At 33.9% G+C, this 25,809-nt stretch carries 10 protein-coding genes and 1 pseudogene; 5 read left to right on the top strand and 6 right to left on the bottom strand.

All coding sequences use genetic code 11. The annotated features are described in order from the left end of the window. Positions 1-6: 6 nt before the first annotated feature. The 3 genes and pseudogenes from recB to recC all read right to left on the bottom strand — a co-directional run bounded on the left by recB (position 7) and on the right by recC (position 9,973). Positions 7-3,560 (bottom strand): annotated as a pseudogene (gene recB / locus KTT71_RS01130) (exodeoxyribonuclease V subunit beta). After that, positions 3,557-6,466, bottom strand: coding sequence for a pitrilysin (gene ptrA / locus KTT71_RS01125; RefSeq protein WP_216782733.1), 2,910 nt, complete (start codon positions 6,464-6,466; stop codon positions 3,557-3,559). The pseudogene recB and the gene ptrA overlap by 4 nt, the downstream one beginning before the upstream one ends. A 132-nt stretch (positions 6,467-6,598) precedes the next feature. After that, positions 6,599-9,973 carry an exodeoxyribonuclease V subunit gamma gene (gene recC, locus KTT71_RS01120; protein ID WP_216782642.1) on the bottom strand — a complete coding sequence of 1,125 codons (3,375 nt, stop codon included), beginning with the start codon at positions 9,971-9,973 and terminating at the stop codon, positions 6,599-6,601. A gap of 233 nt (positions 9,974-10,206) precedes the next feature. On the opposite strand from recC, the gene mpl reads away from it, so the two are divergent. The 3 genes from mpl to matP all read left to right on the top strand — a co-directional run bounded on the left by mpl (position 10,207) and on the right by matP (position 15,467). Further along, positions 10,207-11,586, top strand: a complete 1,380-nt coding sequence (gene mpl / locus KTT71_RS01115) for a UDP-N-acetylmuramate:L-alanyl-gamma-D-glutamyl-meso-diaminopimelate ligase (RefSeq protein ID WP_216782641.1) — start codon at positions 10,207-10,209, stop codon at positions 11,584-11,586. A gap of 1,059 nt (positions 11,587-12,645) precedes the next feature. After that, positions 12,646-13,380 (top strand): outer membrane protein assembly factor BamD, encoded by a 735-nt coding sequence (gene bamD / locus KTT71_RS01110; RefSeq protein WP_216782640.1) that lies wholly within the window; start codon positions 12,646-12,648, stop codon positions 13,378-13,380. A 1,628-nt stretch (positions 13,381-15,008) separates the two neighbouring features. Then, positions 15,009-15,467: a macrodomain Ter protein MatP gene (gene matP / locus KTT71_RS01105; protein ID WP_216782639.1), complete on the top strand. Its 459-nt coding sequence runs from the start codon at positions 15,009-15,011 to the stop codon at positions 15,465-15,467. Positions 15,468-16,478: 1,011 nt separating this feature from the next. On the opposite strand, the gene cynS is transcribed toward matP, so the two are convergent. The 3 genes from cynS to lptF all read right to left on the bottom strand — a co-directional run bounded on the left by cynS (position 16,479) and on the right by lptF (position 19,442). Next, positions 16,479-16,949, bottom strand: coding sequence for a cyanase (gene cynS, locus KTT71_RS01100; protein ID WP_216782638.1), 471 nt, complete (start codon positions 16,947-16,949; stop codon positions 16,479-16,481). 322 nt (positions 16,950-17,271) lie between these two features. Next, on the bottom strand, positions 17,272-18,342 hold the full coding sequence (lptG, locus tag KTT71_RS01095) for an LPS export ABC transporter permease LptG (RefSeq protein ID WP_216782637.1): 1,071 nt from the start codon (positions 18,340-18,342) through the stop codon (positions 17,272-17,274). Continuing rightward, a complete protein-coding gene (lptF, locus tag KTT71_RS01090) occupies positions 18,342-19,442 on the bottom strand; it encodes an LPS export ABC transporter permease LptF (protein WP_216782636.1) in 1,101 nt (366 codons plus the stop codon). The genes lptG and lptF overlap by 1 nt, the downstream gene beginning before the upstream one ends. A gap of 1,312 nt (positions 19,443-20,754) precedes the next feature. Between lptF and pepA the strand changes: the two genes are divergently transcribed. Both pepA and KTT71_RS01080 read left to right on the top strand, forming a co-directional pair. Beyond that, positions 20,755-22,272 carry a leucyl aminopeptidase gene (pepA, locus tag KTT71_RS01085; RefSeq protein ID WP_216782635.1) on the top strand — a complete coding sequence of 506 codons (1,518 nt, stop codon included), beginning with the start codon at positions 20,755-20,757 and terminating at the stop codon, positions 22,270-22,272. Between the two features lie 591 nt (positions 22,273-22,863). After that, positions 22,864-25,719: a valine--tRNA ligase gene (locus KTT71_RS01080; protein ID WP_216782634.1), complete on the top strand. Its 2,856-nt coding sequence runs from the start codon at positions 22,864-22,866 to the stop codon at positions 25,717-25,719. The last annotated feature ends 90 nt before the right edge of the window (positions 25,720-25,809 follow it).

Here is a 25,809-nt window from a genome sequence, read left to right as displayed (position 1 = left end):
GACCCCTTAGAGATAACCAAATAACTTATCCATACCTTCTATAAGTTCTTCTGATGGACGGTACTTAAAAATGCCTTGTCCTCGTTGTTCTATATTCATACCCCTCAGAAAACAATATATCACACCGCCAAAATTCTGTGCATATTTATAGTTGGGTAGTCGTTGACACAAATGACGATGCAGCGCTAACGAATACAGTTGGTACTGAAAATCATAACGATGTTCGATCATAGATTCTATTATTGCTTCCTGAGTATAAGCATAATAATCTTCCCCTAACCAATTAGATTTATAATCTAGGATATAATAGCGCTCTTGCCAGTAAAAGACTAAGTCTATAGACCCTTTTATCATACCGCGAAATTTCTTGAACTCTAAAACAGGACACTGGGCAGAAAGTGGATCGTGATGTTTCATCAAAGCATCTAATTCAGCAGAAAATATCAATCTATCGATGGATACATAGAAAGATAATTCAGACTGTACTGCCTCTGAATGTAGCTGCGCTAAACAAGGTCCTTTATCCGTTAGAGGGCAACTAATAATAGTATATAACCATCTATTTAATACCGGAATCCAAGCTATATTAAGACCTTCAAGTATTACTTGTTCAGTAAGCCATGTAATGTTTGTTATCCATCTAAAGTTTAGCGACTCCAATAATCTATGCAAAAAGACTCCAGAAGTAGCACCTTTAGGAAAGGTGTGTTGTGTAAATTCATCTATGCTTTTATCTTCCGCTGTCTCAATAACGGGGTCCTCATATATGTTTGATAAACTATCAAATATTTTAGTCTTATTTTGCCGATGTAATTGAGAATAACTACTAATACTCCAATCATCTTCCATCTTACGAGTAAATGTTTTAATCCTAAGATCTTTTTCCTTATCTACTACAGGCGTCCATGGTAAGTAATCTTGCTTCTTAAGTTTGATTAATCTAATATTTTCGCTTTCTAAGATTTTAAGAAAATTTAATAACATCTGGGAATCGCCGGCTTCTGTGTTTTGAATAAGATAACCGATAGCACTATTATGCACGTCAGTTTTCCCCTGTCTTTTCCTTTTCCCTGAAAAAATTGGGGCTAGACCAAGACTACAGTGATATATTGAACGGGTGAGTGCTACATAGAGCAGCCTAAGATCCTCCGCAAGGCGCTCCTCTTCTACTAATTTACTAACTTCATCATTATTATTGTTATTGTTAAGATCTAGGAACGAATTAAAGTTATCTCGATCGTGATACAGCCTTTTTTTTTGCAAGCGGTAACTTCCAATAAATGGTAACCAAACGATAGGAAATTCCATGCCTTTAGAATGATGGATAGTCATTACCTGTACGACAGGATTATCACTTTCTAAACGTAGTCTCTCCTTATCTGAATGAACATCAGGATTCTCTATTTTCTTAGATAACCAATACAGCAAAGATACTGCATTGTCTAAATTTAAGGATCTCTCTTGCAACAACTCACCAATATGAAAAATATTTGTTAGACGTCGTTCTCCTTCTTGACTAGCTAAAATATTTTTTGCTATATTTCTTTTTATAATAATGCAGTGTAACATTGACAAAAAACCCTGCTTTTGCCAATGTTGGCGATACGCATCAAATTCAGAAATGAGATCATTCCATTTATTTTCATCCTGATATAGACTATCTAACTCTCGTGAGTTAAGTCCCATTAGTCTTGTAGCAACCGCACTACGCAAGAAACGTGAATTTTCTGGGGTTAAAACTGCGTGTAATAACCAAAGTAGATCAGAAGCTTCTGGAGTCTGAAAAACATTATCATGGCTAGATAGATATACTGATGGTATCTTCAGTGCAATGAGCGCATTGCAAATTACTGTTGCTTCAGAACGGCTACGTACAAGAATAGTGATATGTGATGCTTTAACCGGATGAGATATTATACATCCTTCTAGATCTTTCTTATTAGTATAAAGCAATGCTTTACCCTGCTGACCTGCAGTTAACCAATCACGAATTTGCATTGCACATTGGCTTGCGAGAAACTGCTGATATTCTGCGATCCCGCATCCCTCACCTGGCTGTAAGCATATATGGAGCGATTTCTGAATCTTTCCTTCCATCTCAAAACGTAGCTCTTGATTAGCTTTTGCAGGAGATACTGGTAAGAAGGGAATGTCTACAAAAATAAAAGGATTATGCACAATTGAGAAGAGCTGATTAACAGCAGAAACCATTCCTGATGACGAACGCCAGTTAGTGTTTAAAGTATACTGCCTCTTAATGTTAGAACGTGCATACATGTAAGTAAAGATATCAGCACCGCGAAAAGAATATATAGCCTGCTTAGGATCTGCAATAAGTAGCAAAGCACATGATGTGTACCTACTATAAATGGCCCGAAAAATACCATATTGCTGACGATCTGTATCTTGAAATTCATCAATCATGGCGACAGGATAGTGCTGACGAATTGCTTTACCCAATAAATTACCATTAGATTTATGTAGAGCATTATATAGAATACTTACAAGATCATCAAAACCGAGCTGACTATGCTGTTCTTTATTTTCTCTGATATTAGCGCGCACCGCCGTTAATGCTCGAAAAAGAAATAAATTGCGTAAAGATAAAGAATCTGTAACTAATTGTTCAATGTCACTAAATAATTGATGATATGGTGGATTTTTTTTTTTGTTTTTTTTAGTAGAATATTTTGCCCAAATCGTTTAAGCTCACTAGGAAATTGATAATTAAGCGTATCTGTTAGAACCCAATCGCCAATAACTCTCAGCCACTTCGGTATCAAGCTACTGCTATAACTACGCTTATCTAGATCATAATCCAAAATCAAGCGTTCAATATTGCCGCCTAATTGAAGCCAATGAAACTTTATACGATTAATACGATTAATATTTTTTTCATGTCTTTGCAACAAAGTATCATCATCAGAAATAACCTGACGTAACTCCGGTAACTCACCATATAAATATGGCTCTAGATCCATTAATAATTGATCAGGACCGCTCCACTCTTGATTAATGATCTTAGCAATGCTCAGAGGTAAAGAGTAGCAGTATCGTCGCCAAAAATCAGAACAAGCTTGACGAAGCAGTGGCAATTCGTTTTCGATTAATATTTGCTTGAATAAAGATCCTGATTCAAGAGCATTACTCTTAAGTATGCGTTGACAAAAGCTATGGATGGTAAAGATGGATGCATGATCCATGTGACGTTCAGCACGCAACAATTGGTTAATCGCATTATTTTTGTTATGAATTAAATTAAGCAACGCAGAAAGTGCAGGGTTATTACTTCTACCACGCATGCATGCTAATCGTAAAGCATGGATATTATCGCGAATACGCCCGCGCAGTTCTTCGGTAGCAGATTCAGTGAAAGTTACCACCAAAATTTTTTTAATAGATAGAGATGGACGGCAGATATCTTTTCCACCTAAACCCAACAGCAAGCGTAGATACAGAATCACAATAGTAAAGGTTTTACCAGTACCAGCAGAGGATTCAATGAGACACTCCCCTATAAGAGGACAAGAAAAGGGATCTAAAGTTTTATTATTAATCATGATGGACATACCTTAAAAGACAGAGTATGTTGCAGTGCTGAAACATTTTTATAGGTAATCCAGCCTTTTGGTGCCGCATAATATCCTTGCGTATGGCTACCCAGAACCTGAGATAGCAGAGCCATACCCTGAGGTTGCATAACTGCTTTATGATAAAATGTAATAAAGTTATCACTGCTAAGAGCATTAATTTGTTTTATTAGATTATCTCGGGTATTAAATTTAAAGTTACCGCGATCAAAATCGTTCGAGAAGCGACTAGCCTCTTCGCTGAGATTTTGTGGACGCTGCTTTAGCTTGTTTATAAGCGCAAGCTTATACTGTTTAAAATCTGACTCTTTTAATGACTCGAGAAGCTTATCTGCCTTTCTATAAAAATCTAGATAGCGTTTATATAGATAGCTAGGAGATTGACTGTTACTTTGCAGCAAAAAGCCAATGCCCCATTGATTGCCTATTGAAGCCGGGTAGGCGAATACAGCGTAACCAAGCTGCTCTTTTGTGCGCAATTGATCATAAAACCATGGTTGAATGATATGGCTTAATAATTGGCTGCATGCCATTCCTTCCACTTCATCATAACCTACCGGAATATAAACGGCGCCCAGAGCCGAATCGGTACTGCTGCCTTTATACTGGATATTGGCCAATTGCTTATGATTTAAGACCACATTCTGACCGTGCCACCAAAGCATGCCAGCCGATTTAAGTTGGGCACGGATATTTTGCGACATAACCTGTACCTGCATGGCAGTCATATTACCAACTACCAGCAGCTCTGGCGCAGCCCCTTTAATCAATTGGGTGCGATAATTTTTAATATCAATGATCGTTATTTGATCTAAAAGTGCACGTCTTTCGCTAATATCAGCGCAGGGGATACTAGATAAGGACTGAATAGGTTGCATCGCCTGCTCAAATGCTTTTACTGTTTCGGCTGAATTTAACTGCCCCAGATACCATGCTTTTGCTTGTACCAAATATTTTTCGTTGATCTCAAAATCAATATAGATATTGATTAACCTAGTTAACAATGCTGGCAAAAACTGAGTAAAACCGCTGGCATTTATCGTCAAACCGCAGTTATAGGTTGTATAAAATACAATACCACCAATTGATGCTTGATATACAAGATGATCAAGAGCAATACCAGCAATATAATCCATTAGAAGAAACATCACATGCTCTTTCACACTAGCATCACCTATTTTATTGCGCAGAGAAATAGTGATATCTGCTCTTGGCTCATTTGGAAAATGAATGCTATGCATATACAATGCACGTAATGTCTGTTCATCTAAAACCATTTCTGGTTTCATCATTCTTGGCAAATCCGATTTATTAAGCGTGAAATCATTAGGGATGTAAGGGTTTAGAGTGGGTAGTGATAATAAGATATTTTTTGCTAAATTACCCCAATATCTAAATTGCTTTGCTGTTATGCGATCTACTTGGTATTGAGCGTTAAGAAAATAAGCAACCTTATCATATGGCTCATCAGGGCTGATAATCCATATACGTGCATTATTTGGGATCATACTATTCAGACGTAATTCTATAGCATGCGGATCATATTTATCAGCCACATAAAGCGAATTTAACGAGTCTTTAATAGGCACACGCAGCATGTTATCAACTAACCATTCTATATAATCCATGTCACGGATAATTGATGGATATCGAAAATCAATATCAAGAACATGAGCGATTTCATTAAAATAACTTTCCCTTACGCCTTGATTACGTATCAGTTTTAAATAACTATATACGGCACTAATCACAAGATCACGCTCTGCTAAACCTTTGTTAGTTAATTCTATGCTAATACAAAATACCCCACCATTGCGATCAACCATAGGATCAGATCCTGCATCAATAGACTCTACTAAACCTTGCTTTTTCAGCCAATCAGATAATGTATTTTTACTGCGGTTAATAATTAAATACGCAATGTACTCATCTGTTTTACTACGGAACAAAGCACTATTATTATCAATGCGATATTCAATTTTCAATATTTTACAAGGTTTTGCTGGTACGTAATGGATAATAATACCCTGCTGTTCTGGTGTCACTACAGGAACTGTAATAGGAGGTACTATTGCATGACGATTTGCAATGCGGCCGAAAGAAATACAGGCTATTTCTGCGAGCTTAGATATCGGCTGATTTCCATAAATAACGCTTACCATTAAATTAGATGAATAGTAGCGATGATAAAATAAGAGTCTCTCCTGCTGCAGATTACTATATGGTTTATTTCTCAGAGTTTCTGTATTACCACCAGAGAAGCGGGCACTAGGATGAAGAGGGTTTAAAGTCTCTGCTGAGACTTGAGCCATGCGCATAGCATCGCAAGAACGCGCCATTGTTAATTCTGCATTAACAGCATTTAGTTCATGATCAGCAATCACTCTATCAAGTAAAGGTGCAGCAATTGCATCAGCTAGTCGATCAACGGCTGGTGATAAAGCATCATTTTCTACTTCTAGATAAAATGCTGTACGATAGGATGCCGTACTGGCATTATGCCTGCCTCCATGTTTTTGGAGAAACTCAGAAAAATCATCAACCTTGGGATATCTCTTGGAACCCATTAAAACTAAATGCTCGAGATAATGTGCTAAACCAAGCTGTGAGTTAGGATCGTCAAGGGATCCTACCGGCAATGCTAAAGCAGCTAGAGATTTAGTTGCATTTTTATCTGAAACTAGAATAACCTGCATCCCATTGTCAAGCTTTATAGCTTGATATAAGCGAGGATCGTTTTGATCTTTATATATTTTTTCAGGAAGGGCTTGCCATCCTACAGGTTTAGTTATGGTCAAACTCATCATTGACCATAAAAAAGATGTACACATAATTAGTAATGTAATTACTTTAAGACATGAAAAGTGCCTGTGCATTAATGATCCAACCATGATTTACCTCAAAATCCACAAATAATATTGTTATTCGAGTATCTAAATAGCAAGAATGTTGGACTGAAAAGAATGAATATTTGTGTACATGCGGTCTTATAAAATATATGCTGAAAACTATGAGGCTAAATTATTGCGTGCCAATGGCGAATAATACTGTTCAGACAATTTCTGAAGATAGCATATCTGCTCATTATCTAAGGTTGGCATCACTCTCTGTATATAAGGATCTGACCTATCCCCTGTCATTCTATAATCACCTTGCCATGAACATAAAAACTTCATTTGTGCTTTAACTTGTATTTCATGATCCCAATTAACTGCATTTGTATGCTTATCAAAACATGCCTTAAGCCATGCCCAGCTAGCTCTAGGTAGCAGGAGGAGTGGACTGCTGCGACCATTGCAATAACCAATTAATAATGGCAATAGTTCTTTTTCAGCATCTTTTAAGGATAAAGGAGGAAAATGCCAAGCTGAGTTTTTACGCCCAAAAAAATGACTCTCACCTTTACCGCCACTTAAAGAATAAAACAGATGCTCAATCCATAACGTCATACCATCTATAATACCTAATACAGCAGGACGATAACGTACTAAACCGCTATCCTGTATATGGTCTAAAGAACCTGTTATCTGTATACCACTGATAATACTATCAATCTCAATGCTGCGGTTAGGCTGTAGATATTGTTTTACCTTTACAGCAAGGTCTAGCATTTCTTGCGCTTGTTTTGCAAAATAAATATGACTAAAAACACCATAAGGTAAAACACCAGCTGAACTAAACTTACGAAATAGAGTATTAATATCGCCATCGTTTATCAACCGGTTCAATATCTGGCTATTTATCGTATAATTATTAATATAATCCACCACAAAAGGTTCTTCGTCACTTAGTTTGTTTAATTCTAATGAGAAGTTCACCCCAAGACGCATCTGGAAGAAGGCGCGCACAGGATGACGATAAAAACGAATAAGCTCATCGAGAGTAATGACAGAAAGGGTTTCTGGAGGCAATGGTAGACCAAAATATTTAGATGTTTCACCAATAGCTGAAACATCACGCAACCAATCACTATTGTAGCTTTGTCTTTCACTAGTCTTTAAGTAGCTTCCTGTTTTAAAAGAATTCAATTCATGCTTAATCTGTAGATATTCAGTAACTCGCTCTGCACTGCAATCAAGGTCCATAGACTCATCTCCAGCTATATAATGGCTTTGGGCAATATATTCTATAAGTTCGCTAACCATGATTGATGGATTACGTAGAGAATTATCCTGAATAGACCTACTTATATAACTGATATAGAAATATTTCTGAGCTGATAGCAGTGCTTCAAGGAACAAGTATCGATTATAAGATCTACTGTTTATATCGCCACATGCGGGATGGCGAGCTATTAGGTCAAAGCTCATCGGCACAGTAGTATCCTTGAAGGCACTATCATTTGCACCTAGTAGACAAACTACTTTGAATGGGATCGAAGTCATAGACTTAAGAGTACAGAAGTTAACATATCCAGATAAAAAGCATTGTCTTATATTTTGTTTATCCAAACTTGATACCAATTTATCACGAAGAATCGATATTTCTATAACCCGCGGATACTCAGCCTGCATTCCATGACTAATAATATTTCGCCATTTCTGATCTATAAAGTTATGAATTACCTTAGTTTTAGTATTTTGAACGAAGAAATCATTAATGATTTCACGACATACTGGTTGCCATTCTTGCAACGTATATTCCGTGCTAAGTCGGACACTCCATTGATCAAGCTTCATTAAAAAATCAGCTAATTTACCAACTAATTCCGCAATCAGCCCACTGGATTCATTATAAGGAAGTACCCCGTTCCAATCCCCAGCATCGCTGTCCATCGCATATCCAAGCAACATGCGTGTTAAACCAAACTGCCATGTATTCTGTCCTATTATTGGCAGGCTTAGTCTTAGTATATTATTATTATTTAACCCCCACCGAATACCAGAATCATTAATCCAATGATGTAAAAAATCTAGATCTTCTTTATTGAAACCATAATGTTCAGCTAAAGATGGTAATTCTAGCAAAGACCAAACATTCTGAGAGGTAAATCGACTATTAGGTAAGTCAAGCAACATTAGAAACGTCTGAATAACCGGATTTTCTTGACTAATTTTACAGTCAGAAATAGAAAAAGGTATGTAGTTTTGACAACTAGTATTGCCAAAAATGGCCTGTATAAAAGGCCTATAGATATCAAGATCTGCAGCAATGACTATGACATCATCTGGAACCAGAGAAAGATCTTCATTAAACAGATCCAGTAATCTATTGTGTAACATTTCAATTTCATGATGCGGAGTGTGACAGAGATTTATGCTAATGCTGCGATCTCCTATATTTAATAGTCTTTTTCCTATGCTATTATTAATCTCTTCTGAACTATTTGTGACTTTACTATGGTTTTCTAACTCTAGAATATCTCTTTGAATACGAGTAAGTAAGTTATCTTGAGTTAATTCAACAAAGGCATATACTTCCTTTAGATCACACTGAGATAAGAGATTTATATAATCACTTCCCAACATTCCCCAGGATGCCAGTAAAGGATTAATCCGTTCTTGACTACGACCTGCTTTAAAAGGATCGTATAATCTCTGATAATTTTTAGATATAGCAATAGTATTAGGCTGTTTAATATTATAGTAAATTTTACTATTCTGTGTTTTATCTAGACATCCATCATCTTTAATATCATGCCAATTATGTCGACAAGGATTGTTAAACATTAAATGCACGTCAATGTGATTTCCTAATGCTTTTAAAATATCTAAATAGATTGGGGGTAATGATATAATTCCATAAATAAAAATACGCTTGGGCAGCCCTAGCGGACACTCTGTGGCATGTTCTAATATGGACTTACACTTTTTATATAAATTAGCAATATGCAATGCAGGATGTGTAAGATTAGTAGTATTCTCTTTTAACGCTACCCACAAGAGCGCCTGCCACCTCTGTGATTCATCTAGTCCATCTATTAAAATACCCTGTTCCCAAAGATTTATCCATTCCGGACGATATACTAAGTATTGTTTATAAAGATCAGCCAAGCAGGATGCGAGTTGATAATGTTTACGATTATCTGTGTCATTAGCTATATAATTCTCTAAAAGACCAAATGCTTCATGATCTAACTTTGCGGATAATAACCACATCAGTTTCCAAGTCATTACATCTTTATTAAAAACATTATCTTTGGGGAGACCTGGTATTAAAATAGTAAATAAATTCCATATAAAAGTAGAAGGGGAAGAAAACTTAATATTAGCTGCAATACCTAATTGTTTAGCCAATTCTATTTGCACCCATTCTGCTATACCATGGCATTGTAACAAGATAACTTCTTGTTCTAAAGGATTCTGCAAGGATTGACTTTCCATTAGTTCAGCAATTATATGCTTAAGCATATAAAATGTATTTGAATGATAAACAATAAACATGCTGTCTTCAACAAAAGGGAAATAATACGTTTTGGATAAAATATCAGATAGATATATACTGAATCTTTCTAATAGCTATAAAAATAAGAATGTTTATTTATAACTAAACTAGTTTATTGTCAATGATATTCAGTTAATGTATAAAGTAATACCTAAATTATTTCATTCCTTACCTACTACCCCAGATCATTATTATAACATGATCAGGATATATTTAATCAACTGGAAAAGATATGCACATCCATATCCTTGGAATATGCGGCACTTTTATGGGCGGTCTTGCACTGCTAGCTCGTTCTTTAGGGCATCACGTTACTGGCTCTGATTCTAATGTCTATCCGCCTATGAGCACGCTACTAGAAAAAGAAGGGATCAATATTATGGAAGGGTATCATCCATTACATATAGCACCAAGAACTGATTTGGCTATTATTGGTAATGCAATGGCGCGGGGCAATCCTTGTGTAGAAATTATTTTAGAGCAAGGAATACCATATGTTTCTGGTCCTCAATGGCTACATGATGAAATTCTGCAATATCGCTGGGTTATTGCGGTTGCCGGTACGCACGGGAAAACCACAACTGCAGGTATGATTGCATGGATCCTAGAAGAACGCGGATACGAACCCGGCTTTTTGATTGGCGGTATACCTGGTAATTTTAATGTTTCTGCACGTATTGGAAATAGTCCATTTTTCGTTATAGAAGCTGATGAGTATGATTCTGCTTTTTTTGATAAAAGAGCTAAATTTGTGCATTACTGCCCACGTATATTGATTCTTAATAATCTTGAATTTGATCATGCAGATATATTCGAGGATCTCAAGGAGATTCAAAAACAATTCCATCATTTAGTACGTTTAGTACCTGAGAAAGGGCATATTATTTTTCCCTCTAATGATGCAAATCTTAAGCAAGTAATAGAAATGGGTTGCTGGAGCACACAAGAAGAAATAAAAGGAAAACAGGAAAATTGGAATACACTTCAGTTGAATAATGAGGCCAGTAATTTTGAAGTATTGCTAGGCGGAAAAGTGATAGGGGCAGTGCACTGGAGCTTAATCGGAGAATACAATATGCATAATGGCCTTATGGCAATTGTTGCGGCTCATCATCTAGGAATATCACCCTCTGATTCTTGCCGCTCTTTAGTAGATTTCATTAATGCTCATAATCGTTTAGAGCTAATTGGTGAAGTATTTGGTGTAAAAGTATATTATGATTTTGCTCATCATCCGACAGCAATTATGTCGACAATAGGTGCTCTACGCAGTAAGATAGGTAAAACAGCGCGCATTCTTGCTGTGCTCGAACCTCGATCTAACACCATGAAAATGGGTATATCCAAAAACGATCTAGCGCCTGCGATGAGTTGCGCTGATGAGGTATTTTTATTCCAACCCCCAAATATCTCATTATTAGTCCTAGAAGTAGCAAAATATTGCATTCAGCCTGTGCATTGTAGCGCAGATATTGATTTTCTGGTTAACATGATTGCAAAAAAAGCTCAACCAGATGACTATATTCTTATAATGAGTAATGGTGATTTTGAAGGAATTAAAGACAAGATATTAAAAACCTTAAAAGACAAGGAGGAAAACAGTAAAAAATAATATGAATATGCTTGATTAGAAATCTATTAACTAAATATTATTCACCTAATACTTATTATAATTATAATAAAATTTAAACTGCCCAATCATGCTTGATAAAATAAAGACTGACTATTCTTTTAGTGATTCATCAAATTAGATAAATGATGCATGAAAAACATAACTGACCTATTTGCATTAGATAATGCATTTGGTTTAATGCACTGAGATAGGTATGATCTGCTACCCAGCAAGAGTATATAATAGTTTCTATCTTACAGAAACCTAGGTAATTTGTAGAGATTCTTATCAGAAATCATTATCTATTATTTGAGTCAATCCCTAAAGAAGACACTAAAAGAGTATTATAAACAATACTACAGATTCTCGATAAACAGGGAGCACTGACTTATCATATCAATAATAGCACCTACTATCAAGAATTTTATAGAAGAAAGAGCAAATTCTGCCAGAAAATAGAATTGAATAATAAAAATGTATAAAGTTAGATATATCTAGTTACTATCTTTTATGAAATGATAGTGACATTCTTGTTCAGCAGATCAATTTCCGAATAAGATTACTGTGAAATATAGTTTTATGTTAGGAACGTAGAAAGTTAATAAAAATTTTTCATAAAAGATATGCTGTACATATAGCATATATAGTGCATATTTATACAAAAATATTAACAAATTCTAAAAATAAATTAGGACATTCCTGATCTCTATTTGCTAAGAGGAATAAGATGCATTTCCTTAAAAAATAGATATAGTAACCCAAGGGCAATAGATATAAATGTGATAACTTAATCAAAGTAAAATCTACTCAACAGGACTGTAGAAAGCAATACTTTTACTGAAATTAAGTTTATATAAGATTTACAAGGCAATAATTGAACAAATTATGTAATAATAATTGAGTTGTAATCTTCATTAAGTCAAAACTCATTCATTTTATATGTCTGTATTTAGTTTACCTCGCGTTCTTTTAATTTTGCTATTTAAAATATTTTTAGATCTTCGAGTATCATGAAATCAACTAATATTTTATAACAACATATAAGGTAATTAAAACGTCATGATGCGTATGCAATCTTTAATTGCTATTACCATATCTATTATAACTCTGGTAAGTTGCTCTAGCTACCAGAATTTAATATCTAATCATCTTCCCTCTGAAATTTATGCTACAGCCCAGCAAAAGTTACAAGACGGTAACTTTAGAAAAGCTATTATACAACTAGAATTATTAGATAACTATTTTCCTTTTGCTAATTATGCGCAACAGGTTCAGCTAGAACTTATCTACGCTTATTATAAAGCAGATGATTTACACATGGCCAAAACATTAATAGATCGTTTTATGCATTTGAACCCAACACATTCTAATGCTGATTATGTCTTATACATGCGTGGATTAATTAGTATGGCTTTAGATGAGCAGGATATGAAGATTTTTTTTAGTATTGATCATGCTGACTGCAATCCAGATAATGCTCGCCAGGCATTTAGGGATTTCAATGAGCTGGTTAATCACTATGATAATAGTCAGTATGCTGCAGATGCTACAAGGCGTCTGATTTATCTCCTGAATCGTTTAGCGGAGTATGAACTATCGGTTGCACAATACTACAACAAACGTCAAGCTTATGTTGCTGTTATTAACAGAGTAGAAACCATGCTACGTGACTACCGTAATACTCAAGCAACTCGCTATGCTCTACTGTTAATGCAGAATGCATATAAACAGATTCATCTTAACGATCAAGCGGATAAAGTCTCCAGAATTATTGCCGAGAATCACCTAAGATAACGCATCATATCCTATAGGTTGAAATCTTTAAGTATATAGTATGACTATACTGCTATTAATGCGGCAAATATCAACTGATTAATTGATAGGTTAGTATGCTATAAAGTAGTAGTTTATAAACATTAAGTATAATATTAATATGATTGCTACTATTGAAGATAGTTCGTTGTATTCCAATTGATAATAATCACAGAGTGACTATAATTTGTTCAATTAGGCTGCTATATTCAATGTTTTTACTATTTATGATATCTGTCATGAATACAGTGGCTGGATAGAAATATCTTTTCTAAAATATAGCATAATATTCTAAATAAACAGCAATCAATTCTTTAATATAGATTTACTCAAGTTAGATTAATATCAATTAATATTATTATTTCTATAATAATGCATTAATTAATTTTATTCATGCACTTTGCTATAATATTCATCTGAATGACTAGGCGATAATAAGGTATTCCTTAATATGTCTTCCTTCAAAATTTAAAGTACAGATTTATATATCAAATATAGCGCTGTAGATCTTTCTGCTAGATTACATGCAAAAATAATTTTTAGATAACAGAAACAGTTTTAGCAGTTATAAACTTTAGCAAAAAATACTAGAACAGATTATAAATCAGGAAAATAATTGCCTCTGCAAAATACATAATCCAATCAAAAATAGAAGTTATTTTAATTACTTATCAGCTCTATTTTATAACTTAAAACTGCATACAGTAGCCATCTTATACTATAAGATAATAATGCAAATATAATTTTTTTCTGATTTATAAATATTGTAATGAAAGAAATGATTCAAAACAATCAGACATAATTTATAAGGACCTAAAAAATGACGCATTATTTCAAATAAAAGATATGACAATTTTGATCTCTTGATTACTCGATCAGATCAAAGATGCATTTAACATTCTAAATAGAGGATTGATGAAATTAGAATAAATTTATTTTAAGTTAGTATAAAAGTATTATAATAAATTTTTAAGTATATCGTAGGAAGATAACTAATCGGCTCTTTAGATTGATGAATTAAATATTGTAACTATTTTTGGTTACTTAGCTTTATTTTTGAGTTGATAAAATCTGAATTAAGACTAACATAATCTATCTTGCTAACTTGATTATAATAAATATGAGTACTCCTAATTATCAATAATTAATTATTACAGAGGATATATTAAATCATCTGCCTATTTGAATTTTAATAAGGAGATAACTGTATTTTTGAGAATCATTCACCCTAATAGTCTAATGAGAATTCAGAAAATATCTATAAAATTCTTTAGATATTGAAAATTTCAATTAATTAATAACTATTAGTTATACAAAGATAAAATAAAGAAAATAAATTTATATTTTAGGGATTGCTTTTTCAGTTATAACTGCATACTTAGAATCTAAGATGATTGATGTTATCGTAACTAGATATATATATTGCTCTAGTTATTACAAGACATTTATAATACACCAAATGTATAATTTATCTTATATATAATTATAGGAGATTAATAATTTTACAGTAGAAATAAATCTAGATAGATTAATTTTAATCAAATATAAAATAAATAAAACATTAAATATTTTTTAATATACCATTATTATTATAACTAGCAGAAATCTCAATGAAATACCAAAAAAATAAAGATATAGAAGATGAGTGGAAGTGGAAATACTTAGTAAGAAAATACCATGAAGGTCAGTCTATTACCCGCTATATGGAAAACGATCTGAGCCAACAGGCTGTCATTTTACTATTCAATATTGAGAACAAACATGAGCATGTCCAAGATTGGATCAGGAACCACATGAACCCTGATCTAGAGAAAAAGATCAAACAAAGTATTCGTGCAAAACGTAAACGTAAATCTAATGCTGAAAGTATAAATGAGCGTAAAAAATCAATTGATTTAGAATATTTAGTTTGGCAACATCTATCTAAACTTGCAAAGAGCCTCCGTAGCACTCTATCAGACACTATTATGCACTTGCTAGAAGATGCAGAGGAGAAAGAAAAATATGAAAAGAAGATATTATCACTAAAAAAAGATCTGCAGTCGTTTATCCTGAACAATAATCAGTGATAAAGTACAGAAAAATATGTTTCTGTCTAAATATCAATACAATTGATATTGTATATAGAATATTTTTTAAAATATTGACCTTCTTTTAAGTAAGAAAGAATATAGTATTCATAGGTAAATATAGACGATTATACTGTAACATTTCTCAAGAACATATTATATTTAGCAGATAAGTTTAATAGTATATTTAATGAATGTCTTATACTAAGAATACCATAAATAAATTGCATAACTCATTAGAGTTGATGGATTAAATTTTATAATAATATTTTTACAATACCATGCGTTAAAGTATCAAATTTATCTTTTATATTTCAAATAATACATAACTATTATAAATAATTTATCCAAAAAGCATATAAATAATATCCTGCTAATAGCAGAGCAAATATTTCAATTAAATAAAGTAAACAATATTAAGATATAACATCTAAATTAGTAGATGTTATAATTAGCTCTAATATTAAAGCCACTCCTGACTTTAATATTATTGAAAGTGAATAATAGAGTTATCGATTTTATCGAATAGATAAATCAAGTAATAAAGTGGAACAACCTATTAATTAAGATGAATGCTTTAGGTAGATTACATATACCATATTATTAGTATTATTATAACTATTGCGGCTTTAACTATATATATGTTCGGATATAGTTATCCTAAGAAGAAGCGGTATAACATACAAATTATTCTATTAATAAATATTAATTATTTTTAAATTTTTAAAAATATTTCTTGCAAAGCAGGAAAGCCATTAGATTCTAGATGATATAAGAAAGTGATCTATTTTAAGAATCGTACAATAATATTTTTTTTCTTACAATCGATTACGATTACATATCATCATATTTCTGTGTAACAAAGTATTAATACCTTTGAGCAGTATACAGATACTATGTAGTATAAAAACGCTGTGATAAAAATTAATATTTAATGTTATACACATTTATTCTCTTAGTAAGATTCATGAAATTTTGAAATAATAAAACTAATGATATATTAGCATTAGATCAAAATGGTTTGGACGGCAGATACTTTCCATCCATAGTGATGACAGCGCGAGAACCACCCTCCGGGTCTTTTACTTTTTTAATGTCCATCTTGAAGTTAATTGCACTTATAATACCGTCACCAAACTGTTCGTGTACTAAGGCTTTTAGAGTAGTGCCGTAAACATTTAATATTTCGTAGAAGCGATAAATTGTCGGATCTGTTGGAATACATTGTTGCATAGAACCACGGATAGGAATAGCCTGGAGTAATTCCACGGATTCTGGGGATAATTCTAATTTTTTCACAATATTCTTAGCAATGCGCAAAGGCAATGGATGTTGTCCTAATAAAGCTGCTGTCACAAATACTACATTCATATTAGTATCATCGGCAAGATCCTGCCATGATATTTTTTTAGCTATTTTTGCCGCAATAATATTTTCAGTTAACGATATGCGAGAGGCTTGAGTAACTAGTGTTTGCGTCATAACGAGCTCATAAATAAAATAAAAATTTAGTTGTTATTTTAAAATAATCATTTTCTATGAAAGATAATACGGACTGCTAAGTTTTAACTCGATCTTTGTCTTATTTCAGGTAATAAATTAAGAATGGCTTATTAAAAATATTAAAATTGTCAAGAAGCATCACTACGTCATAGTATATATATGTTTATGGTATCGCATATTTTAGAAAATATCAATTTAATTCAATAGAATAGAGTTATCCTATAACGAAAAGAATATCTCTTTAATATATAGATATTTTATCATTTATTCCTAAGAGATGTCTAACACTGAATCAGTGATTTTAAGATCTCTTCATAAGTATATAAATACTAATCAGTAAAAATAAAATACTTGGTAGTAATGCACCTAAAATAGGTGGCACACTATACACTAAACATAAGGATCCTAAAGTATGATCCAAGACATAAAATAAAAAACCAAAGCTAAGACCGGTTAATGTTCTTACACTCATCGAGACGCTGCGCAGTGGGCCGAAAATAAAAGAAAGAACAATCAACAGCATAACTGCAACAGACAAAGGGGTAAAAATCTTGCTCCACATATTTAATTGATAACGCGAGGATTCTTGTCCATTTTTTTTTAGATACTTCACATAATTATAAAGACCGTTTATAGAGAGAGCATCAGGATTCATTGCAACTACACCTAGTTTATCCGGAGTTAGACTAGTTTGCCAAAAATCGTTTAACTTGTGTAAAACTACAATCCTTTTGGAATCAATAAGGTCAGATTCTTCAACTTGTGATAGTTTCCATTGATGTTCTTCAAAATGAGCGGAAGTAGCGTGAAGAAACTTCCGTAAATGATGTTCGCGATCAAAACTATAGATACTAACACCCTGAATATTATTCTCACCTTTAACATGCTGAATAAAAATAAAGTCAGTACCATCTTTAGCCCATAAACCATGCTGAGTAGAAAGTAATGAACCACTATACATCTGCTGAGTACGATAGTTACGCGCAGCCTGTTCTCCTTCAGGAGCAATCCACTCGCCAATAGCCATTACAATAATGACAAGAGGGATTGCAGTTTTCATTACTGAGTAAGCAATCTGCAAACGAGCATAGCCTGCAGCCTGCATAACAACCAATTCACTATGTTGTGCTAGCATGCCTAAGCTTAACAATGCCCCGAGAAGAGCAGCCATAGGAAAAAAAACTTCAATGTCTTTAGGAACACTTAACAAAGCATAAATACCAGCGCCAAAAACAGAATAATTTCCTTGTCCTACTTTACGTAACTGATCAATGAATTTAATTATCCCAGATAATGAGACAAGTATAAATAGCGTTACCATAATAGTAGTAAAAATATTACGCCCAATATAACGGTCTAATACTCTAAGCATCAGTACTCTCCCTGCCTAGTGATTCGTGCACGGATTCTACGCATAGGCAAGGTATCCCAGATATTTAAAGCAATAGCTAGCACGAGGTAGAACCCATTTACTATCCATAACGAAATTAATGGATCAATTTTTCCTGCGGCAGCCTCTGAGCGTTGGGTTCTTTGTATTAAAAAAAAGATTAAATAAAGCAACATGACAGGTAGCATGTTCAACACTCTTCCTTGACGCGGATTAAGTTCGATCAATCCAATTACCATAAGTGCCATAACAAATACGGAGAATACTAAAGTGATACGCCAATGAAACTCAGCACGAAAATCATTTTCTTTGGAATTCCATAGCGTCTTCATTGAAGCCTGTTCTACATTACTTGGTTTAAGAGGTACACTTTGATGCCCAATTATTGCTTCATAGTCAACAAAACTCGTAATACGAAAACCTCGCAACAATACTGTACTTTCATAGCAAGCGCTTGTATCTAGAAATACTTTATGGGCACCATCTGGAAGTACTTCTAGATGTCCGGTATCAGCGACAATAATAGATGGATATTGCATGTTTTTGGGGTGTATCTGAGCTAAAAAGACATCTTTAAAATTCTTTCCTTGTACATCTCCTATGAATAATACATAATGACCATCTTTAGAAGTCTGGAATTGCCCTGCCACCATAGATGCTAAACCTGGATTAGCCTTTGCCTCTGCAATAACTTTGGCTGAGTAGAATGATGACCAAGGACATACCCAAAACGCGTTGATCAATGCAAAAAATCCAGTAACACAGGCAAGAAGCATTGCAGTTTTAATGAGTGATTCCTTACCTAAACCACAAGCATGCATAACAACAATTTCACTTTCATTATAAAGTTTAGTTAGAGTCATTAATAAAGCAAGAAATAAGCTAAGCGGCAGAATAAGCTGAGCTAACTCGGGTAAACCTAGACCAAGGAGAGATAATACTAGATTTGTTGGCATTTCTCCTTCAACTGCTGCCCCGAGTATTCGTACCATTTTTTGGCAAAAAAAAATTAATAACAAAATACATAAAATGGCGATTTGACTCTTTAATGTTTCACGTACTAAGTATCTAATGATAATCACTATTATTTCGCCTGTAGAAATTTTTCTTTTGCAGAAAATAGATTATATCTGTAATATCCTCTTATTTAATGAATATTATCGAGGGCATCATAATCATAGTTTCATGAAATAGTTTTCTCAATGATACCTTCTAAATATCAGATAATTAAAAATATCTTTTATAAGATAATAGGAATTATTATTAATCAAAATAATAAAATGATGTAAGAAAATAATATACTTAAAAATAGTAATCAGTAGCTATGATTTATCAAATAACAAAAATAATTGTGTCATTATCTTTAACTAAAAGAAAAATAAATACATATTATATCACTCCATGACTACTAATAAGTCATTCAATCATCAATAATCTCTTGATCATTATCAGCAACTATGTTCTTTTCTCTTTAAATTATCTGAATATTATGTTTGGATAAAAATAATATTTTTAATAAAACTTATAATAATATATCCAAGATATGAATATTAAAAGGATCCTTTACGAAAACTAGTAATCCATACTTATTGATGTTATAAATAGCCTCTATGGAAGAAGATTATGTATTAACATCATACAATATTTATATAAAATATTCCCTAGATCATCTCAAAATATAGCACAGCAAGCATTAGAATACTGTCGGTATTATTATGTTCTAATACCTCATTTATAAATAAAAAATAAATAGTTTAATAAATAGTAATGGCATATAACTGCTAATTTATATATTTGTTGTTATATTGTCTTACTTATAATCCTTACTTAGTCAATAAAATAATATTAATAAATATAATATACCATATTTATCATTACATTTAATTAATGTGCACTTGGCTGGAAAATATATAATAATAATAAAATATTAAAATCCTTATAGGTTAAGTAAAATTTGTTCTACATAAGACTAGTATCATATACTTAAGTAACAACTCCAAAAATATATTTTCTAATCTGCTAAGTGATCCCCAGTCTTCATGTTATATTATCGATAAATTCTAAATATTGTTTGATAGTCAAAATAAAATTTAGATGATTGATTAGACTTATAATATATTTTTTAATCTTAACTCATTATAAAATGTCGTAATGACTACACATAAAATTACGTGATTTCATATCATATTATAGGGTAATATAATATCTTAGCATTAAAACAATTAGCATATCTCAGTACCTGAGATATAACCGCCAATTATGATGATAAGAGAGGAAGTTAAGAACTGTATCTTACATGGTCATCAAATGATGATAGTTAATCTAATACACATAAGAAGCAATATTTTAAATAAACACGCATTAAGCAGCTATATTTGAAATTCAGGAGAATACATGGATTTTAGTGTACAAAGCAGTAACTCAGAAAAACAATCTAGCGCCTGTATGATCATAGGTATTTTCGAATCACGCATACTATCACCAATAGCAGAAAAATTAGATAAAATTAGCGCCGGCTATATTAGTGCACTACTAAGACGTGGTGAATTAGAGGGTAAAATTGGTCAGACTTTATTATTGCACAACGTTCCCAATATACTCTCAGATCGCATATTACTCATCGGATGCGGTACAGAAAACGAGCTTAGAGAACTTCAATACAAAAAACTCATCCAGAAAACTATCCGCACGCTGCAATACAGGGGCTCGACAGAAGCGGTTTGTTTCCTAACGGAGTTACATGTCCAGGGACGCAATATTTATTGGAAAGTGCGACTAGCCGTAGAAACGATTGAAGAAACTATTTATAATTTTAAAGAGTTTAAAAACAATCAAGCAGAGCAACACCGTATACTGAATAAAATTATCTTTAACGTCCCAAGTTGCTCTGAATTAACTATATCCAAACGCGCTATAAAACATGGATTAGCAATTGCATCCGGTATAAAAGTAGCTAAAGATTTTGGAAATATGCCGCCCAATATTTGTAATGCAGAATATCTAGCTTTGCAAGCTCGCCAATTATCAGATACCTTTAGTCCTAAAGTTCGTACTATTTTGATTGGCGAACAAAAAATGAAAGAGCTAGGTATGAATGCTTATCTAGCTGTAGGACAAGGATCTACGAATAAATCAATAATGTCAGTCATACATTATCAAGGGAAAATAAATTCAGACGATAAACCGATAGTATTAGTTGGCAAAGGTTTGACCTTTGACTCAGGAGGTATTTCTATTAAACCTTCAGAAAATATGGACGAAATGAAATACGATATGTGTGGAGCTGCGTCCGTTTACGGCGTCATGCAGGTAGCTGCTGCGCTACAACTTCCACTAAATATTATTGGCGTGCTAGCTGGCTGCGAAAATATGCCCAATGGAAATGCTTATCGTCCGGGCGATATTTTAACCACGATGAGTGGCCAAACAGTTGAAGTTCTTAATACCGATGCAGAGGGTCGCTTAGTACTTTGTGATGTTCTGACCTATGTTGAACGCTTCGAGCCAGAAGTAGTTATTGATGTTGCAACACTGACTGGAGCATGCGTAATAGCTTTGGGGCACGGTTTAACTGGGCTAATGACGAATAATAATCTATTAGCTTCAGAATTAATTAGAGCATCAGAAGAGGCTAGTGACCATATTTGGCGTTTACCTATCGTGGATCAATACGAAGATTACCTGGATTCTAACTTTGCTGATATGGCAAATATTAGTAGGCGTCCTGGAGGTGCTATCACTGCAGCTTCTTTTTTATCTAGATTTACGCGAAAATATCACTGGGCTCATCTGGATATAGCAGGTACTGCATGGCGGCCTGGTCACTCCAAAGGTGCTACAGGAAGACCTATCGCTATGTTATCTCAGTTTCTATTAAACCGTGCTGCTCTAAGTATAGATAAGAATGCTTAAAATATTAGTATCAAATCAGGTAGCTTTCATGATACTGCTTGCATATTGGTGTTTAGAAAAAGTTTTTTTGTTTTAATAATCTAATAAATTTTGCATGTACTCATATGAATACAACTTAATTAAGAAGGTTATCCTCTGTTTTTGAATACAAGCAACCTGAGTAGCACATTAGATATTATAAAAGATCTGGCATGTTACTCTAACTGTCAACAATGAAGATGTATAAGAGAATTCTTATTGATTTACAATATCAAGCGAAGATAATAAAACTGGATAAAGCATTACTGGTTTCTAATCATATGTATTCTTACCGGATAATATAGCTAGTGCGCAGAATACAAAGATATAGCCTTAGTAGAGCTATAAATCCGGAAACCAGGTAGACATATATAATATAAATTTATGATTTACCTAGATGATGAATATACACATTTTATAACCTCTTTCATGATGCAATTAGACTTGGTGCCTTCTGAAAAATGTGAAAGCAGTTAGCAACTGACCACTATAAATACTACTTAGAGCTTTATTATAATTACATTAAGCCGCGCACCAATCACATTGATTGATAAGAGCCAGAAAAGAAGCACTATGAAAAAAACATATAATCCGAAAAACATTGAGCAAACACTTTATAAACACTGGGAACAGCGGGGTTACTTTAGGCCAAATGACGATAGTAGTAAAGAAAGTTTCTGTATTATGATACCACCTCCTAATGTTACTGGAAATCTACATATGGGACATGCTTTTCAGCACACTATTATGGATATAATGATCCGCTATCAGCGAATGCAAGGCAAAAATACACTATGGCAGGTAGGCACCGATCACGCTGGTATTGCTACTCAAATGGTTGTCGAGCGCAAAATAGCAACTGAAGAAGGTAAAACACGCCATGACTATGGACGTGATGCTTTCATTGATAGAATATGGCGTTGGAAAAAAGAATCTAGTTGTAACATCTCCTATCAGATGCGTCGTCTAGGTAATTCAGTTGACTGGGATCGTGAACGCTTTACGATGGATGCTTGTCTCTCTAAAGCAGTTAAAGAAGCATTCATTCGATTGTATAAAGAAGATCTAATTTACCGCGGTAAGCGCCTAGTAAATTGGGATCCAAAACTACAAACTGCTATTTCAGATCTAGAGGTTGAAAACCGCAAAACCAATGGCTTTATGTGGTATCTCCGTTATCAGATTGCTGACGGTGAGAAAACAAACAACGGAAAAGATTATATAGTAGTTGCCACAACACGGCCAGAAACCCTGTTTGGTGATACCGCTTTGGCTGTGAACCCAACAGATCTACGTTACAAAAATTTAAATGGTAGATTCGCATTAATACCTTTGATTGGCCGACGCATTCCTATTATTAGCGATCAGCACGCTGATATAGGTAAAGGAACTGGCTGCGTTAAAATAACACCAGCTCACGACTTCAACGACTATGAAGTTGCTCGTCGCCATGCACTTCCTATGATTAATATTCTAAATTTTGATGGCAAAATACGTGAGAAAGCTGAGGTATTTGATACACAAGGAAAAAAAATCGAAGCTTATAGTGCAGATATACCCCAAGAATTCTGTAGTATGAACCGTTTTGAACTTCGCCGCGCCGTCATTAGGGCTTGTGAAGAATCTGATCTACTAGTGCAAGTCCAGCCTCATATTCTTACTATTCCTTATGGAGATCGTAGTGGAGTTGTTATCGAGCCTATGCTTACTGATCAATGGTACGTACGCACTGAACCTCTATCAAAAAGAGCAATAGAAGCTGTTAAAAAAGGTGAAATACAGTTCGTACCTAAGCAATATGAAAACATGTACTATTCTTGGATGACTGGCATTCAAGACTGGTGTATTTCTCGTCAACTCTGGTGGGGGCATCGCATTCCAGCTTGGTATGACATAGAAGGCAATATCTTCTTAGGAAAAAGTGAAGACGAAGTCCGCAGCGAGAATAACATGAGTGCTGCAGTAGTATTAAAACAAGATGATGATGTTCTAGATACCTGGTTCTCTTCCGGACTGTGGAGTTTTTCAAGTCTAGGATGGCCTGAAGAAACAGAAGCACTAAAAACTTTTTACCCAACAAACGTATTGACCAGTGGTTTTGACATTATCTTCTTCTGGATAGCACGCATGATCATGTTAAGTATGCACTTCATGAAAGATAAACATGGAAAGCCCCAGATTCCATTTAAAACTGTTTATATAACAGGCCTTATTCGTGATGAAAAAGGACATAAAATGTCTAAGTCTAAAGGCAATGTTATCGATCCATTAGATATGATAGATGGTGTCTCTTTATCAGAATTAATTAAGAAGCGCACTAGTAATATGATGCAACCACAGCTAGCTGAATCAATTGCGAAACGTACCCAAAAACAATTCCCTAAAGGAATTGAGGCACACGGAACTGATGCTCTTCGCTTCACCTTAGCAGCGCTATCTTCTACGGGGCGTGATGTTAACTGGGATATGAACCGTCTTAAAGGTTACCGTAATTTTTGTAATAAGCTTTGGAACGCTAGCCGCTTTGTCCTGATACATACCAAAAATCAAGATTATAACCTGTCTGCAGGATTAACAATCCTGTCTAGAGCTGATCGTTGGATTTTATCTGAATTTAATCAGATGTTAAAATCCTACCGCACAGCGCTAGATCAATATCGTTTCGATCTAGCCGCTAATATTTTGTATGAGTTTACCTGGAACCAGTTCTGCGATTGGTATCTCGAAATCACTAAACCAACCATGACAGATGGTTCGATAGCTGAAATGCGTGGCACAGGTCACACAATGATTACCGTACTAGAGGCTCTGCTACGCGCTGCACATCCGATTATCCCATATATCACCGAAACTATATGGCAAAAAGTAAAGCATTTAAAATGTATTACTGATGATACAATAATGTTGCAACCATTCCCTAAATATGATGAATCTAAAGTTGATAAGATTTCCTCGGACGATCTAGTTTGGATCAAAAAATTAGTAATTGCTATACGCAATATTCGTTCAGAAATGAATACTCCCCTCAATAAACCACTAGAACTTTTTCTGCGTGAATTAGAAAATGATGCCCAGCGCCGTGTGCAGGAAAATCTAATTTTTATTAAGTCAATAGCAAATTTAGAAAATATTACTATCTTACCTGTTGGCGACATAGGTCCAGTGTCTGTTACTAAAATAGTTGATAGCGCAGTACTACTAATACCAATGGTTAGCTTGTTCGATAAGGATACCGAGCTAGATCGTTTAGCAAAAGAAATAACTAAAATAGAAGCTGAAATCAGGAGAATAGAAGAAAAAATATTTGATAAAAATCTTCTCGCTCATGCGCCTGAGATCATTGTTGCTAAGGAAATTAAAAAGATGAATACTTACATTGAAGCGAAAGCTAAACTGATAGTACAGCAAGAAGTTATTGCTGCATTATAATAAATACTCTTAAGAAAACTATAACGAGATACTTGAAATAATTCTAAGAAATGCCTCATAAAATCTTATAATACTTGAAGAGTAGAATTC

This window comes from Candidatus Profftia tarda (assembly GCF_904848675.1).
In the GTDB taxonomy this organism is placed as follows: Bacteria; Pseudomonadota; Gammaproteobacteria; order Enterobacterales; family Enterobacteriaceae; genus Profftia; species Profftia tarda.
The sequence above is the reverse complement of the archived record's forward strand: the minus strand, read 5'-3'. Positions and strand labels throughout refer to the sequence as shown.

What these genes read in the sequence shown, in the direction of transcription:
- bamD (WP_216782640.1), top strand. Translation starts at nt 12,646, where the DNA reads ATGATGCGTATGCAATCTTTAATTGCTATTACCATATCTATTATAACT.
- ptrA (WP_216782733.1), bottom strand. Translation starts at nt 6,466, where the DNA reads ATGCACAGGCACTTTTCATGTCTTAAAGTAATTACATTACTAATTATG.
- matP (WP_216782639.1), top strand. Translation starts at nt 15,009, where the DNA reads ATGAAATACCAAAAAAATAAAGATATAGAAGATGAGTGGAAGTGGAAA.
- cynS (WP_216782638.1), bottom strand. Translation starts at nt 16,949, where the DNA reads ATGACGCAAACACTAGTTACTCAAGCCTCTCGCATATCGTTAACTGAA.
- mpl (WP_216782641.1), top strand. Translation starts at nt 10,207, where the DNA reads ATGCACATCCATATCCTTGGAATATGCGGCACTTTTATGGGCGGTCTT.
- KTT71_RS01080 (WP_216782634.1), top strand. Translation starts at nt 22,864, where the DNA reads ATGAAAAAAACATATAATCCGAAAAACATTGAGCAAACACTTTATAAA.
- recC (WP_216782642.1), bottom strand. Translation starts at nt 9,973, where the DNA reads ATGTTTATTGTTTATCATTCAAATACATTTTATATGCTTAAGCATATA.
- lptG (WP_216782637.1), bottom strand. Translation starts at nt 18,342, where the DNA reads ATGCTTAGAGTATTAGACCGTTATATTGGGCGTAATATTTTTACTACT.
- pepA (WP_216782635.1), top strand. Translation starts at nt 20,755, where the DNA reads ATGGATTTTAGTGTACAAAGCAGTAACTCAGAAAAACAATCTAGCGCC.